The sequence below is a fragment of the Lysobacter gummosus genome (assembly GCF_001442805.1).
In the GTDB taxonomy this organism is placed as follows: domain Bacteria; phylum Pseudomonadota; class Gammaproteobacteria; order Xanthomonadales; family Xanthomonadaceae; genus Lysobacter; species Lysobacter gummosus.
The window spans coordinates 2,000,325-2,016,420 of record NZ_CP011131.1; the positions used below are offsets into that span (position 1 = coordinate 2,000,325).

The following is a 16,096-nucleotide window of genomic DNA, read 5'->3' on the forward strand; positions in this document are numbered from 1 at the left end:
ATCTTATTCGAGCCGTCTTCGCCAGCACTTCGCTGCCACGGTGCCATGCAAGCCGAAGCCGCTTCGCGGCCCGGCCTCGCGCGAGCCGCGCCCGAAGCAGGATGGCAATCGGACTTCCTCATTTGTCGCTTTAGCCAGGGCATGAAAAAAACCCACTGATCGGTGTGCTCCATGCCGAAGCTCGGGACAATCTCTGGCTCCAGGTTACTCATTGGCTCCGCATCCGAGCGTCCGATCGGCTTCGCCTTGCGGGGTCAGCGCGATGCGCGAGAACGACAGTTGAAAAAGGTGCGGAGGTTTCGATCGTCGATAAGCCGGACAACTTCGACAGGTTCGCGCCGGCCAGAGCGAGACGCTTCAACGGTATCCCGAGCGTGGTCCATTGGCCGACCGGCAGCGACGTTAACGACGGCGTCCGCCCCCGATGAACGTCGCGCAGATACGCTGCTGCGGTGCGGCATCCACGCATTACACGGAGCAATGGCGTGACGCCGTAAGAACAAAGTGGCAGCGCTACCATTTTAAGATTGACAGCGCTGCCATTCGGGCGTATCACTCGCTCCGCTCCACATCTGCCGGTGACGATCACCGTCACAAGAGCCGGAAGATGGGAGCGTTCGAACGGGAGGGAAGAGGACATGGCGTACGGCTTGCACGCGCTGTATGGCGCACTTGAGCAGGGAAGAGGACATGGCGTACGGCTTGCACGCGCTGTATGGCGCACTTGAGCGTCGCGCGGTCGCGCGCCGGGCGGCGCGCGACCGTTGGCTCTGTTGAAGAACTTAAGCGGAGTGCTTCCGGCTTGCAGCGATGATTCCGTGCCCGCGCCTGACGTGATGACGGCAGAGGACCTCGTGCGACTCGTACGGGACAATTGTTCTTCTCTCATTCGTTGCAACGTTCGCAGGAGGCGGGCGACAACAGTAGATCGGCGTGGCATAGGGGTGCTGGAGCTAGCTATATGCGAAAAATGAAATCTTTGTCATGTGCTGTCCCCGCGCATATAGCTGCTGAGCGATCGAGGGAGAGTCCCATGATCCAATCCCCAGTCAAACTGTTAAAGGCTTCGCGGCTTAAAACCCGCCACCTGCAGCTGCTACTGCACTTGTACGAACACCGCTCGGTGGTGCGAGCGGCCGATGCGGCCGATATGACCCAGCCAGCGGCCTCCAAGCTGCTGTCGGAAATGGAACACATCTTGGGCGTGCCGCTGTTCGAGCGGCACGCGCGTGGGGTGGAGCCCACCTGGTATGGCCAGGCATTGATCCGTCGTGCGCGCTCGGCCTTGTCGGAAATTGGACGCGCCCATCACGAGATAGAAGCCATGCGCAGCGGACGCATGGGCCAGGCGGCGATTGGTACGGTGGTCAATCCGGGCACTAACTTGGTCCCGCAGGCCATCGCCGCGGTGAAGCGCGACTTCCCCGACATTCTGATCCGGGTGGATATGGATTACAGCCGGCCGTTGGTGGCGAAGCTGCTGGGCGGGCAATTGGACATCGTGATCGGCCGGATCCTGGGTCCGGAAGGAGCAGGCGATCTGGAGTTCGAGCCGCTGGCCGACGAGCCACATTCGGTGATCGTAAGGGCCGGGCATCCGTTGACGCAGCGCAATGAAGTGACCTACGCCGATCTGCTCGAGTACGGTTGGATCATGCCGCCGGCAGCCAGCATATTGCGCACGCGTTTGGATTCGATGTTCCTGGAACATGGCTTGGCGCCGCCGCAGAACATCATCGAGACCGCGTCGCTACCGCTCATTATTCATCTGCTGCGCTACGGCGATTTGCTGACCGCCCTGCCTGCCGAATCGGTGGCGCCGTACATTCAAACGGCGCAAATGCAGGTTTTGCCGATAGATCTGCGCGTGCGAATGGAATTCTTCGGAATCATCCGCCGCCGCGACCAGCAACTGTCTCCCGGGGCGGAATGCGTCCTGCAGGCGCTGCGCGCAACCGCACGCAATTTATATCCAGCCCTATAACCGATTGCGCCGCCTGACCGGCTGATTTTTCGGTTATGTATTCCAAAAACACATAGTTTTTGCCAAACATTTCATTGGTGTGGAATGTCGAGAGCGGCCTATGCTGCCATGGAAGTCGCAACGCGACATCGGCGCCAGGCGGATGCGACATAACGTCCAGAGCAGTCGGACACCTGTTGGAGCGATGTCGCGACAACCGAGGGGACGAGTGATAACAACGCACGGGGAACCGGCAGACGCCGGGGCGGGCGCGAAAACATCTACGAACCCGAACAGGGGCACAACAGTACCCACGGGTTAGAAAACCAGCCAATCGTTCGTCAAGGTGTCCTGGGAGGGAACAACCATGTCAACGCGCCAAAGCCGTACTCGGGCGAACCGGGTAGCCGGGCCTGCCAGTTTCCGTCGATTGCAGCATTCGGCCATCGCTTTAAGCATCGCAGCGCTACTCAGCGCCAATGCCTATGCGCAAGAACCCCAGATCGCCCAGGACAACGCCGGCGAGAAGAAAAAAGCGGCCGTCGATCTGGACGCTGTCGTCGTCACCGGAATCCGAGGTTCCGTCGTCAAGGCACAGGATCTCAAGCGTGACTCCGACACCTTCGTCGATTCCGTCACCGCGTTAGACATCGGCGCATTGCCCGATCGCAGCGTCACTGAAACGCTTTCACGCATCCCCGGCGTGACCATCGACCACTTCCTGTCAGTGGGCGATCCGGAACACTTCTCTGCCGAGGGCAGCGGCGTACAGGTCCGCGGTTTGACCCAGGTCCGTTCCGAACTGAACGGTCGCGATAGCTTTTCCGCCTCCGGCGGCCGCAACCTGAGTTTTCAGGACGTGCCCGCCGAACTGATGGCTGGCGTCGATGTCTACAAAAACCAGAAGGCCGATATGATCGAGGGAGGAGTGGGCGGCAGCGTAGATCTGCGCACCTTCATGCCCTTCGACTTCGATGGCCAGAAGATCAGCGGTAGCTTGAGCGAGAACTACGGCGACTTCGCCGAGAAATACAAGCCTACCGTCTCCGCCCTTTACAGCAACACCTGGGACACCAGCGTTGGGAAAGTCGGTTTCCTGGTCGATATCACCCACTCGGAACTCGCCACACGCACCGACGGCCTGTTCGTGCGTCCGTTCTTCAAGAACGGCAATAACGATCTCAATGGCGACGGCGTCAACGAGGGGCTCTGGCTGCCACGCGGCGCCGACTGGCGCACCCTGGAGTACGAACGCGAGCGCGATGGCGCCTATATCGCTCTGCAGTGGCGCCCCAGCGACGACGTTGAGCTCTACGCGACCGCTTTCCAGAGCAAATACGATGAGCTCTGGAACGAGGATGCCATCTTCGTCTCGAACGATCCCCTGCAAGTAATGCTCGACGCAAGTCAGCCTTATCAGATGGACGGCGATGTATTCCGTTCCGGCCGGCTGACCCAGCCCGGCGGCGTTCCCATGGGGACGGATATCCGTGCCTCTCACCGTAAATCCAAGACCACCGACTTTTCCTTCGGATTGAAGTGGTCGCTCAGCGACAGCACCGAACTGACGACCGATCTTCAGTACATCAAGGCCACCACCCAGGGCCTCGATTCGACGGTGGCCCTGGGCGTCAACGTGCCTTATATCGACGTCACCCTCGGCGGCAGACCGACCATCGGCGTCGACGAACAGTTCACGGGCAATCCCAGTAATTATTATTGGGGCTTCACCATGGACCATCAGGACGACAACAAGGCCGACGAACTGGCTTGGCGCGCAGACCTCAAGCACAGCTTCGATAGCGGCTTCATCAAGTCGATCAAGTTCGGCGTACGTTTGACCGATCGTGGCGCCACCAGCATCGATACCGGCTACAACTGGAAACCCGTGTTCCAGACCTGGATGCGCGGGGGGGCGTTGCCCAATGGCGCGATGCCGTCGCTGAATCTAAACGGCGAAGTCAACTCCAGCCTGGTGCACGTGAATTCGTTCGACAACTTTTATCGTGGCGACGCCAACGCGCCGGGAGGATTCTACGCGCCGGTTCTAAGTACTGCGCTTGGGTATCCAGGCAGCTATCAGGCTATCCACGACGCTGCCGCTCTGTATTACCAGCCTGGTTCTGGCATCTCGTACACGACAACGCAACCGGACAACCTGCACACCAACGTCCAGGCCGAGACCACCCGGGCTGCTTATCTAATGGCGAATTTTGGTCTCGACAACGCGCGTCTGGACGGCAACGTCGGCGTGCGTGTGGTGCGCACCGAGAATGCCGCCAGCGGCTTTTTAGTCTATCCGAACAAATCTTTTGCGCCGTATCTGGGAGCCGGTGAATCGGAGCCCATCACGGCCAAAAATTCCTATACGGACGTACTGCCCAGCTTGAACCTGCGTTGGGAAGTTGCCGATAACCTGATCATGCGTTTCGCCGCCTCCAAAGCCATCGCCCGTCCGAATTTCAGCGATATGCAGGCGTACCAGGTACTGAACGCCGATCCGAAGCAGGGGGTCGAGCAGCCAAACCCGGGTGACCCCTCGAGCCTGCCGGTCACTCAGCTGAATCTGGCGGGCAGTTCCTTCGACAACCCCTACCTGGAGCCGATGAAGGCCAAGCAGTTCGATCTGTCGCTGGAGTGGTACTTCGATCCCGATCGCGGCGGCATGGCCTGGATCAACCTGTTCCACAAGGACGTCGAGGACTATTTCCGCCGTCAGACGCAACTGGTCGCCTATCCGGGCACCGATGGCAAGCAATACGATTACCTGATCACTCGCCCGGTGAACGTCGGTACGGCGCGCATCCAGGGTGTGGAGATCGGTTGGAACCAGTTCTTCGACTTCCTGCCGGCACCTTTCGACGGATTCGGAATGTCGGCGAACTACACCTACATCGACAGCTCCACCAAGGTGCCGAATAACCTGGATACACAGCCGGTCGACACCGACGGCTCAGTGTTTGCCGACTTGCCGGCCGATGGCCTGTCGAAGAATTCCTACAACGTCGCCGCCTTCTACGAGAAGGGGCCCTGGCAGATCCGTTTGGCCTACAACTGGCGCAGCCAATACCTGCTGTCGACCGGGCCCAATGGCTACAACGGAACCGACAACGGCATTGCCTGGAAGCTGCCGGTGTACAGCGACGCCTACGGACAGCTGGATGGCTCGATCTTCTACAAGTTCAGCGAACACATCCAGCTTGGCCTGGAAATGAACAATCTCAACAACGCCGAACAGCGCACGCTGATGGACCAGAACGGAGCCGGCCGCCGCGTCACTTCCTGGTACGTAAACGACACGCGCTACGCCGCGACCCTTCGCGTTACGTTCTAAGCGTGACAGGCCTGAGAACGGACCTCATCTTCCTCCCGCTTAGTGTTTACCGCCCCACCAGAGAGCAGAAAACGCAGAGCGAGTTAAGACTTGCTCTTTAAGGCTTGCTATGCAGCTGCACGTTTGACTCCCGAGAGTGTGCCCGCTGCATTTGCATCGCCCCTCACTGCGTACAGAAGAGCCCATGCCTAAGCTTCGTCTGACATTCGCACTCTTTGCTTTCTTGCTGGCGACTGGCGCGGCAGCGAAGGGTGAAGCCGCCGAGTATCGTTGGCGAAATGTCTCCATCGGCGGCGGTGGCTTCGTCACCGGCTTAGTGTTTCATCCCGCCGAGAAGGGATTGGCCTATGCGCGTACCGACGTGGGTGGTGCCTACCGTTGGGACGACAAGGCGCATAGCTGGAGGCCGTTGACCGACTGGCTGGGCGCGGAAGACACCAACCTGTTGGGGATAGAAAGCTTGGCGATCGATCCTTCCGATCCCGAGCGTGTCTACCTGGCGGCGGGCACTTACTTGAACAAGTGGGTGGGCAACGGCGCGATCCTGCGTTCGCTCGACCGGGGTAAAAACTTCCAGCGCACCGATCTTCCGTTCAAGCTGGGCGGTAACGAAATGGGGCGTGGCAACGGCGAACGCCTGGCAGTCGACCCCAACGACGGCAGAGTGTTGTTTTTCGGTACCCGCGCGTCGGGTCTGTGGCGCAGCCAGGACAGCGGTGCAAGCTGGTCGCAGTTGCAGTCGTTTCCTGCGGTCGCTCATTCGCCTTCGGCCAGCGTGCAGACTTCGTGGGCGGGCCCTCAGCCAGTGGGTATCGTGTTCGTCGTATTCGATCCCGCCAGCGGCCACAAGGGCGCACCGACGCCGAAGCTGTACGCCGGTGTTTCCACCCGCGAAATCAGCGTATACGAATCCAGCGATGGCGGTGCGAGCTGGCGGCCGGTGGCCAAACAGCCGGTGGGCCTGCGCCCGAACCATATGGTGCGTGCATCCAGTGGCGACTATTTCCTGAGCTACGGCGACGAACCCGGGCCCAACACCATGAACAACGGCGCGGTGTGGAAGTTCGCACCCGGGTCGGGCCAATGGACCGACATCACCCCAGCGCCGCAGTCCATCGATGCCGAAAACGACGGGTTCGGCTGGGGCGCGGTCGCGGTCGATCCACGCAATCCACAGGTGTTGCTGGCGACAACGTTCAACCGGTTCGTTCCACACGATGAGATCTACCGCAGTAGCGACGGCGGTCGGCATTGGCAGCCGCTGTTCCCGCGCTCCGAGTTCGACCACACCATCTCGCCGTGGACCGCGCATGCCAGTCCGCACTGGATGGCCGACATCGTGATCAATCCATTCGACAGCGACGAGGCGATGTTCGTCACCGGCTACGGCATCTGGGCGTCGCGCAACCTGACCGCGTTCGACGAAAGCCAATCCAAAGTGAAGTGGTGGTTCAAGAACACTCATCTGGAAGAAACCGTGCCTCTGGATCTGGCCAGTCCACCGCAAGGCGCGCATCTGCTCAGCGCGGTCGGCGATATCGATGGCTTCCGTCACGACGATCTGGCGGCGTCGCCGTTGCAGTTCGCCGGTCCGCGCCTGACCAATGGCGAGAGCATCGCCTATGCCGGGCAGGCGCCGCAGATTGTGGTGCGCAGCGGTACCGTCCGTCATCGCAACAACAACGAAGTGCGCGCGGCGTATTCGCTCGACGGGGGCAGCAACTGGAGCTCGTTCGCCAGCGAACCGCCGCAGGGCGAGGGCGCCGGACACATCGCCATCGCCGCCGACGGCAAGCGCGTGATCTGGACGCCGTTGAAATCGGGCGCGTGGATTACCACCGATTTCGGTAAGCGCTGGCAGAAGGTCGAGGGCGTCCCAGATACGGCGGTGATTGAGGCCGATCAGGTCGACGAAGACATTTATTACGGATTCGACGGCATCACCGGCAAGCTGTACGTCAGCAATAACGGCGGCATGGAATTCCAGGAGTCCCAGAACGCGGTGGGCGAGTTCGACGACCGGTTTCGTCCCGAGGTGCATCCCGACCCGAAGCGCAGCGGCGTGGTCTATCTCACTGCCTCCTGGCGTGGCCTGTTGCGCTGGTCGGCGGACAAGCTGGAGAAGTTGCCTGGCGTGGAGAACGCGTATTCGCTGGGGCTAGGCAAGCCGAAGCAAGGCAGCGACACGCCGGCCCTGTATCTGTTCGGTCAGATCGCCGGCAAGACCGGCCTGTTCCGTTCCGACGACGATGGCCGCCGCTGGACGCGCATCGACGACGATGCGCATCGCTACGGCAAGATCTACCGCGTCACCGGCGACCCGCGCTTGTACGGCCGAGTGTATTTCGCCACCGGCGGCAGGGGGGTCGTGTATGGCGATCCGCGCTGAATCCGCGGGCTCGTACGTGCTGCGCCGGCTCGCTGTTTCGTTGCTGGCGTGTTCGCCGTTGCTGGCCGCCGCGCAGGGCTACGCGCCACGTCCGCAGGAGCGCGTGAGTGATGCGCGGATTTCTACGCCCGATGCAGAGCCTGCCTCCGCACCGCTGACCAATTTGCCGGGCCGCAAACGGCGCAGCCTCAACGGCAAATGGCAGGCGCTGGTGGACGGCTACGCCGCGGGCATGGGTGATTGGAAAGCGGTCTGGAAAGACCGCACCGCGACAGGCAAGAGCCAGTTCTTCGAATACGGATTCGACGACAGCGTCACTCTGGACGTGCCGGGCGATTTCAATACGCAACGGCCGGAACTGACTTGGCTGGAAGGTTCGGTGTGGTATCGCAAGGCGTTCGAGCACGACGCCGCTGCCGCTGCGCGCGAAGAGCGGCGTTTGTTCGTTCACTTCGGCGCCGCGAATTACCGCGCCGACGTGTTTCTCAACGGCGAGAAACTCGGCAGTCACGAAGGCGGGTTCACGCCATTCCAGTTCGAACTGACCGAACGGGTGAAGCCTGGTGAAAACCGACTGTTGGTACACGTCAACAACGAACGCCGCAAGGACGGCATTCCGGCGCAGGGTTTCGACTGGTTCAACTACGGTGGATTGACCCGCGATGTGGCTCTGATCGAAACTCCGAAAACCTACATTCAGGACTACTCCCTGCAACTGGCGCCGGATTCGTTGCGCCGCGTCGATGGCTGGGTGCAGTTGGCCGGCACCGCGCCGCGGCAACCCGTGCGCGTCCGCATTCGCGAACTGGGCGTGGACGTGCGCGCCCAGGCTGGCGCAGACGGTCGCGCGCCGTTGCATTTCGAGGCGTCGTTCGCATTGTGGTCGCCAGCGCAACCTAAGCTGTACCGCGTGGAAGTCTCCACGCCGGAAGAGTCGCTGCAGGAAGACATCGGTTTCCGCAGCATCGCCGTCCACGGCGACGAGCTCCTTCTCAACGGCAAGCCACTGTTTCTGCGCGGCGTCAATGTCCACGAAGAGATCGACGGCCGTCGCGCGCATTCCGAAGCCGATGCACAGCGAATGCTGGAGCAGGCAAAACAAATGGGCGCCAATTTCGTGCGCCTGGCGCATTACCCGTACAACGAACATCTGCTGCGCTTGGCCGATCGTCTGGGCCTGTTGTTGTGGGAGGAAATCCCGGTCTATCAGGGCATCGACTTCGCCGCCGCCGGCATGCAGGGCAAGCTCGAAGCCATGCTGGCGGAGATGATCGGCCGCGACCGCAATCGCGCGTCGGTCATCGTGTGGGGGATCGCCAACGAGACTACGCCCGGCCCTGCGCGCAACGCGGCGCTCACGGCGCTGGCGCAACAGGCGCGCCGACTGGATCCGGCCCGGCTGATCAGCGCGGCGTTCTATGGCCCAGGCTTCCACGGTCGTGCGTTGACCGTCGCCGATCCGTTAATCGCGTCGCTGGATGTCGTTGGCATCAACGAGTACTTCGGCTGGTACACGCCCTGGCCGGTCGAACCTGAGCAAGCCGAGTGGAAACCATTCGGCAAGCCGCTGCTGATCACCGAATTCGGCGCCGAGGCGCGCTACGGCCATCACGGCGCGAACGACGTGGCCAACGCCTGGAACGAGGAGTTCCAAGCTGAGTTCTATCGCAAACAGCTGCGTATGTTCGCGCGCATTCCGTTCCTGCGTGGCACGGCGCCCTGGGTGATGACGGATTTCCGTTCGCCGGTGCGAATGCATCCGCTGCAGTCCGGCTACAACCGCAAGGGGCTGTTGTCCGAGCGCGGTGAGCGCAAGCTGGCCTGGCAGGTGATCCACGACTATTACCTAGAGGTTGCACGGTGAAACGCACGTTTTTTATCGTATTGGGACTGTTGCTGACGGCAACGCAGCCTGCGCAGGCGAAGATCGTGCTGCCGCTGCTGTTTTCCGACGGCGCTGTGGTTCAGCGCGATCAGCCGTTACCGGTCTGGGGCTGGGCGACGCCGGGCGCGAAGATCGAAGTCGAGCTCGACGGCCGCAGCGCGGAAGCTACAGCTTCCGACGACGGCGCGTGGCGGCTCGAACTGCCCGCGCACGCGGCTGGCGGTCCTTATCTGTTGAAGGTCAGCGAGCACGCGGGCAACACCATCGTCGTGCGCGATCTCCTGGTCGGCGACGTGTGGCTGGCTTCAGGCCAGTCGAATATGGAATGGCCGGTCGCCCAGTCCAAGGATGCGGAGCGAGAAATCGCGGGCGCGGGCGACCAACGTATCCGCCATTTCAAGGTGCCCAAGTCGTGGTCGGGGCAGCAACAAGCGCGTTTGACCGGCGGTCGATGGCAAGCGGCTTCACCGCAGACGGCAGGTGCATTCTCGGCGGTCGGATATTTTTTCGCGCGCGAATTGCGGGCGAAGACGGGTGTCCCCATCGGCATCATCGACAGTACCTGGGGCGGCAGCAGCATCGAGGCCTGGACCGAGGCATCTGCGCAAGGGCTGGATGCGCAGGCGATCGCGCGGCAGGCGCGTGAGTTGCAAGCGCGCGATCAAAGCGCTGTGTCCGAGACCCTTGCGCGGCTGGCTCGATGGCCGCAGAAGGGCGTAGATACTTCGCGCTGGAGCCAGGCCGATTTCGACGATCACGATTGGAATCACGTTGCGGTGCCGGGCCTGTGGGAAAAGGGCGGCTACAACGGCATGGATGGCGAAGCGTGGTATCGCGTCAGCTTCACCCTCAGCGATGCTGAGGCGAAGGCGGGGGTCGTGCTGGGCGTCGGGCGCATCGACGATTCCGACACCACCTGGGTCAATGGCCAGCAAGTAGGCGAGACGCGCATGCAGTACAACCTGCCGCGCGAATACCCGGTGCCGCCGCAGGCGCTGCGCGCCGGCATCAATCAAGTCGCGGTGCGGGTGCAGGATTTCGGCGGCGGCGGTGGCATCCATGGCGAGGCTGGCGAAGTGTTCGTACAACCGCAAGGCGCGGCTAAGCGGCCCTTGGAGGGTTCGTGGAAATTCCGTCCGGCACAGGTATCGGTAGCGCTGATCGACGACAAGAACCAGCACCCCGCGCTGCTGTACAACCAGATGATCCATCCGCTGCGGCCGTATCCGCTGCGCGGAGTGATCTGGTATCAGGGCGAATCCAATGCCTCCGTGACCGGCGCCTTACGGTACCGCGACCAGTTCGCCGCATTGATCGGGCAATGGCGCGGCGACTGGAAACAGCCGGCCTTGCCGTTCCTGTGGGTGCAACTGGCCAATTTCATTTCCGGTGCGGATGTTCCTGGCGAAAGTGCCGGCGCCGGCAGTCCATGGGCGCTGCTGCGCGAGTCGCAGTCGCGCGCGCTCGCTCTGCCGGCCACCGCGCAGGCGGTCGCCATCGATATCGGCAATCCCAACGACATTCATCCGCGCGACAAACAGGAAGTCGGCCGCCGCTTGGCGTTGGCCGCGCGCCATGTCGCCTACGGCGAATCGCTGGTTTATTCCGGGCCGGTTTACCGGACTGCCCGATTCAAGGGCCGTGAAGCGCGAGTGGAGTTCGCACCTTCCACCAGTGCATTGACCGTGCGCGGTGGCGGCGATGCGGCGCATGGCTTCGAACTGGCCGGCGCCGATCGCCGTTTCCATCCGGCCAGCGCTGTCGTCCAGGGCGACACCGTCGTCCTGACCAGCGCCGCAGTCGCGCAGCCGCAGGCTGTGCGTTACGCGTGGCGCGACAACCCAGAACAAGCCGATTTGATCAACCGCGACGGGCTGCCGGCATCGCCGTTCCGCAGCGACACGTGGTGACATGGAAAACCCTACGATGATGACCCGAATTCCGAATCGCACTACTGCCATCGGCTTGTTGCGATCGGCGGCAGTGACGGCGGCGCTGGCGGTTCTGACCGCATGCAAGCCTGCATCCGATGCACCGCAGGCGACCGCGTCGGCCGACGGAAAAGTCGCGCCCAAGTCGGAGATGCGCCGCACCGAAACGCCGATTCCGAAACTGGTGAGCAAAAACGGCCGCCACGCATTGCTGGTGGATGGCGAACCCTTTCTGCTGCTGGGCGCGCAGGTCAACAACTCCAGCAACTATCCCGCCGCCCTGGAAAAGGTGTGGCCCGCCATGGATGTGCTGAAGCCGAACACGGTGATGGTGCCGATCGCCTGGGAACAGATCGAACCGCAGGAAGGCATGTTCAATTTCGCTTTCCTCGACACTTTGTTGACGCAAGCGCGCCAACACGATGTACGGCTGGTGCTGTTGTGGTTCGCCACCTGGAAGAACAACGGCCCCAACTACGCGCCGGCCTGGGTCAAGCTGGACAACAAACGTTTCCCACGCGTCATCACCGCTGACGGCAAGACGTTGAATTCACTGTCGCCGTTGGCTGCGCAAACGCTGGAGGCCGATAAAAAGGCGTTCGTGCGATTGATGCGCCATCTCAAGCAAGCCGACCCGCAGCGCACCGTCATCATGGTGCAACCGCAGAACGAGCCCGGCACCTATGGCGCACCGAGGGATTTCTCGCCGCTGGCGCAGAAGGCGTTCGACGGCGCCGTGCCAGAAGCGTTGGTCAGGAAGATGGGCAAGCAGGGGGGCGACTGGAAGCGGGTATTCGGCGGCGACGCCGATGAGTTCTTCCACGCTTGGCATGTGGCGCATTACATCGATCAGGTCGCGGCCGCGGGCAAGGCCGAGTATCCGTTGCCCATGTACGTGAACGCGGCCTTGCGCGATCCGTTCACTCCGGGCCTGCCCGGTCAGTACGAGAGCGGCGGCCCCACCGACAACGTGCTCGATGTCTACAAGGCGGCCGCACCCAATATCGATCTGCTGGCGCCGGACATCTACATGCGCGAGTACGACAAGTACATCACCGTGCTGGATCGTTACTCGCGCTCCGACAACGCCTTGCTGGTGGCCGAAACCGGCAACGATGTTCCGTTCGCGCGTTATTTCTTTGCCGCGCTCGGCCGCCAAGCCATTGGCTGGTCGCCGTTCGGCATCGACTACACGCGTTATTCCAACTGGCCGCTTGGGGCGAAAGGCATGTCGCCCGAATCGCTGGAGCCGTTCGCGCTGAACTATCGCCTAGTGCGGCCGGCCGCGCGGCTGTTGGCCAAGCTCAGCTACGAAGGCAAGGTGCACGGCACGGCAGAGCAGGGTGGACAGCCGATACAAACCCTCAAGCTCAACGAACGCTGGAATGCGGTGATTACCTACGGCGTGCCGCAGTTCTGGTTCCGGGGGGAAGCGCCCGGCAACCCGACGCCGATCGGCGCGGCATTGATCGCTGAAACTGGCGTTGATGAATTCCTGGTCACCGCTTACCACGCGCGCGTGAACATCGTCGCTGCCGATCCCGATGTCGCCGCGCGACAGATATACGACCGGGTCGAGGAAGGCACGTACGAAAACGATCAATGGAAATTCCAGCGAATCTGGAATGGCGACCAAACTGACTATGGTTTGAATTTCTCCAATGGCACCCAGTTGCTGAGAGTCAAGCTGGCGACATACTGATGAAGAGGGAAACGGGCATGCGTTATCTGATCGGATTGGCGGTTCTGCTGCCGGCATTGCTGGTATCGGCGTATGCCGGCGCAGTCGAAGCGGGCAAGTACGAACGAAACAGCAAGGGCGTCGTGGTACATCCGGCGGAAAACGATGCCGCACAGGTCCGGTTGGAAGTCGTCGCGGACGGGATTATCCGCGTCAGCGCCGACCCGGATGGCGACTTCAAGCGTAGCGCCAGCCTGATGCGGGTTGGAGATGCGCCCGAGCCCGTGCTGTTCGACGTCGCCGAAAAGGCGGGGCATGTGCGTGTGAGCACGGCGAAGGTCACGGCCGACGTGTCGCTACAAAGCGGCCGTGTGGCGTTCTTCGATGCGGCCGGCAAGCCGATCCTGTCCGAAGTCGAAGGCGGGCGCACGTTCACGCCGCTGCGGGCTGAGGACCAGTCCTACCTCAGCGTACGCCAACGTTTCCACTCGCCCGACGACGAAGCCATTTACGGATTCGGCCAGCACCAGCAGGGCTGGATGAACCAGAAGGGTCGCGACGTGGAGCTGTTACAGCACAACGTCGACATGGCGGTTCCGTATCTGGTTTCCAGCCGTCGTTACGGACTGCTGTGGGACAACAACTCGATCACCCGACTCGGCGATCCGCGCGGACTGCAGCCGTTGCCGAAGTCGCTGAATCTGTACGACGCCAACGGCGAAGCGGGTGGGTTGACCGCGCGCTATTCGATCAATGGCGTGCAGAAGATCGAGCGTCGGGAATCGGAGATCAACTACCAGTACATCAAGGATCTCAAGAAGTGGCCAGCCGAGGCCAGGCTGCCGAAAGCGGAGGAAGGACAAGCACCGCAGCGCTTGCAGGTGACGTGGGAAGGCGAGATCGAGGCGAAAACCGCAGGCCGCCATACGTTCTCGCTGTTCTCCAGCGAGTACGCCAAGTTGTGGATCGACGGGAAGCTGATTTCCGACAGCTGGCGCCAGAACTGGAATCCATGGCACCGCGAATTCGCCCTGCACATGCAGCCCGGCCAACGCCATAAATTAAGGATCGAGTGGGACTTGATCGATCCCAGCTATCTGGCTCTGCTGCACCGCGATCCCTTGCCGACCAGCGAAGCCAAGGATCTGTCGCTGTGGTCCGAAGCAGGGCAGATGATCGACTACTACTTCGTGGCCGGCGACTCGGCTGACCAGGCGATCGCCGGTTATCGCCAGCTCACCGGCAAGTCGGTGCTGTTGCCGCGATGGGCCTATGGCTTCTGGCAAAGCCGCGAACGCTACAAGACACAGGCCGAGATGACCGATGCGCTGGATGAATACCGCAAACGCAAGCTGCCGATCGACGCGATCGTAATGGACTGGTCGTACTGGCCGGAAAACGCCTGGGGCTCGCACGATTTCGATAAGGCGCGTTTTCCTGATCCGCAGGCCATGGTCAAGCACATCCATGACCAGCATGCGCGGATGATGATTTCGGTGTGGCCCAAGTTCTATCCCAGCACGGCGAATTTCAAGGAACTGGACGCCAAGGGGCATATCTACCGGCGCAACATCGAAGTGAAGGAAAGGGACTGGATCGGTAAGGGTTATCTTTCCTCGTTCTACGATCCCTATTCGAAGGAGGCGCGCGATATCTATTGGCGCCAGATCGACGAAAAGCTGAATGTGCTGGGCATCGATGCATGGTGGTTGGATTCGGACGAGCCCGACATGCATTCCAACCTGGACATCGACGAACGCAAGGCGCGCGCCACGCCAACGGCGATCGGTTCCTCTACCGAGTTCTTCAATTCGTTCCCGCTGGTTCACACCGAGGGCGTCTATCAAGGCGATCGCGCCAAGGATCCCGACCAGCGCGTTTTCATCCTGTCGCGCAAGGGTTATGCCGGCACCCAGCGCAACGCGGTCGCGGTGTGGAGTGGCGACGTGGCGTCGCGCTGGAGCGATCTGCGTGAACAGGTTTCGGCCGGCGTGAACCTGTCTCTCTCTGGGCTGGCTAACTGGACCTTCGACATCGGCGGATTCGCGGTGGAGAAGCGCTATGAGACCCAGGATCCTGCGCATCTGGCCGAGTGGCGCGAACTGAATCTGCGCTGGTTCCAGTTCGGCGCCTTCGCCCCGATCTTCCGGTCGCACGGACAGTTCCCGACCCGCGAAATCTGGAATATTTCGCCGGAGGGCACGGCGATCTACGACAGCCTCGCCTACTACGACCGCCTGCGTTACACGCTGCTGCCCTACATCTACACGTTGGCAGGCGATACCTGGCATCGCGACGGAACGATCATGCGTGGGCTGGCAATGGATTTCCCGAACGATCCTAAGGTTCGCGATATCGACGACCAGTACCTGTTCGGTCCTGCGTTCCTGGTCAATCCGGTGTCGGAGTTCAAGGCGACAAGCCGCAACGTCTATCTGCCTGCGGGAGCTGACTGGTACGACTTCAATACCGGCAAGCGTCACCGTGGCGGACAGACCTTGCGAGCCGACGCGCCGCTGGCACGCATGCCATTGTTCGTGCGCGCGGGCTCCATCGTGCCGATCGGTCCGGTGGTGCAATACGTCGACGAGCAGCCGAACGCGCCGCTGACGCTGGTGGTGTACACCGGCGCCGACGGCAAGTTCTCGCTGTACGAGGACGACGGCAAAGGCTACGGCTACGAGAAGGGCGAGTTCAGCCGCATCCCGCTGTCGTGGAATGAGCGCACCGGCAAACTGAGCATCGGCGTACGGGAAGGTTCGTACCCGGACATGCAGAAGCAGCGCACGATACGCGCGCGTTTCGTCAGCGGCCCACGCGCCGATGCTGGTGAGCTGGAACCCACCGTCGACGCCACCGTGCAATACGACGGCAAGGCGATCACGGTGAGCAAGGTTGCCGAGCCGAACTGAC

7 protein-coding genes are annotated in these 16,096 nt (G+C 61.8%); all 7 read left to right on the top strand.

Annotation, left to right across the window (positions count from 1 at the left end; genetic code table 11):
- The first annotated feature begins 1,033 nt into the window (after positions 1-1,033).
- The 7 genes from LG3211_RS08300 (at position 1,034) to LG3211_RS08330 (ending at position 16,095) form a co-directional block, all read left to right on the top strand.
- Positions 1,034-1,984, top strand: coding sequence for a LysR substrate-binding domain-containing protein (locus LG3211_RS08300; RefSeq protein WP_057942417.1), 951 nt, complete (start codon positions 1,034-1,036; stop codon positions 1,982-1,984).
- A gap of 346 nt (positions 1,985-2,330) precedes the next feature.
- Positions 2,331-5,297, top strand: coding sequence for a TonB-dependent receptor (locus tag LG3211_RS08305; RefSeq protein ID WP_057942418.1), 2,967 nt, complete (start codon positions 2,331-2,333; stop codon positions 5,295-5,297).
- 340 nt (positions 5,298-5,637) lie between these two features.
- A complete protein-coding gene (locus LG3211_RS08310) occupies positions 5,638-7,686 on the top strand; it encodes a WD40/YVTN/BNR-like repeat-containing protein (protein WP_425479956.1) in 2,049 nt (682 codons plus the stop codon).
- A 58-nt stretch (positions 7,687-7,744) separates the two neighbouring features.
- Positions 7,745-9,550, top strand: coding sequence for a glycoside hydrolase family 2 protein (locus tag LG3211_RS08315; RefSeq protein WP_222837584.1), 1,806 nt, complete (start codon positions 7,745-7,747; stop codon positions 9,548-9,550).
- On the top strand, positions 9,547-11,481 hold the full coding sequence (locus LG3211_RS08320) for a sialate O-acetylesterase (RefSeq protein WP_057942420.1): 1,935 nt from the start codon (positions 9,547-9,549) through the stop codon (positions 11,479-11,481). Before LG3211_RS08315 ends, LG3211_RS08320 begins: the two co-directional genes overlap by 4 nt.
- Before the next feature lies 1 nt (position 11,482).
- Entirely contained in the window at positions 11,483-13,204 is a 1,722-nt protein-coding gene (locus tag LG3211_RS08325; RefSeq protein ID WP_057942421.1) for a DUF5597 domain-containing protein, read from the top strand.
- Between the two features lie 17 nt (positions 13,205-13,221).
- Entirely contained in the window at positions 13,222-16,095 is a 2,874-nt protein-coding gene (locus tag LG3211_RS08330; protein WP_057942422.1) for a TIM-barrel domain-containing protein, read from the top strand.
- Position 16,096: the final 1 nt, after the last annotated feature.

What these genes read in the sequence shown, in the direction of transcription:
- LG3211_RS08305 (WP_057942418.1), top strand. Translation starts at nt 2,331, where the DNA reads ATGTCAACGCGCCAAAGCCGTACTCGGGCGAACCGGGTAGCCGGGCCT.
- LG3211_RS08330 (WP_057942422.1), top strand. Translation starts at nt 13,222, where the DNA reads ATGCGTTATCTGATCGGATTGGCGGTTCTGCTGCCGGCATTGCTGGTA.
- LG3211_RS08300 (WP_057942417.1), top strand. Translation starts at nt 1,034, where the DNA reads ATGATCCAATCCCCAGTCAAACTGTTAAAGGCTTCGCGGCTTAAAACC.
- LG3211_RS08325 (WP_057942421.1), top strand. Translation starts at nt 11,483, where the DNA reads ATGGAAAACCCTACGATGATGACCCGAATTCCGAATCGCACTACTGCC.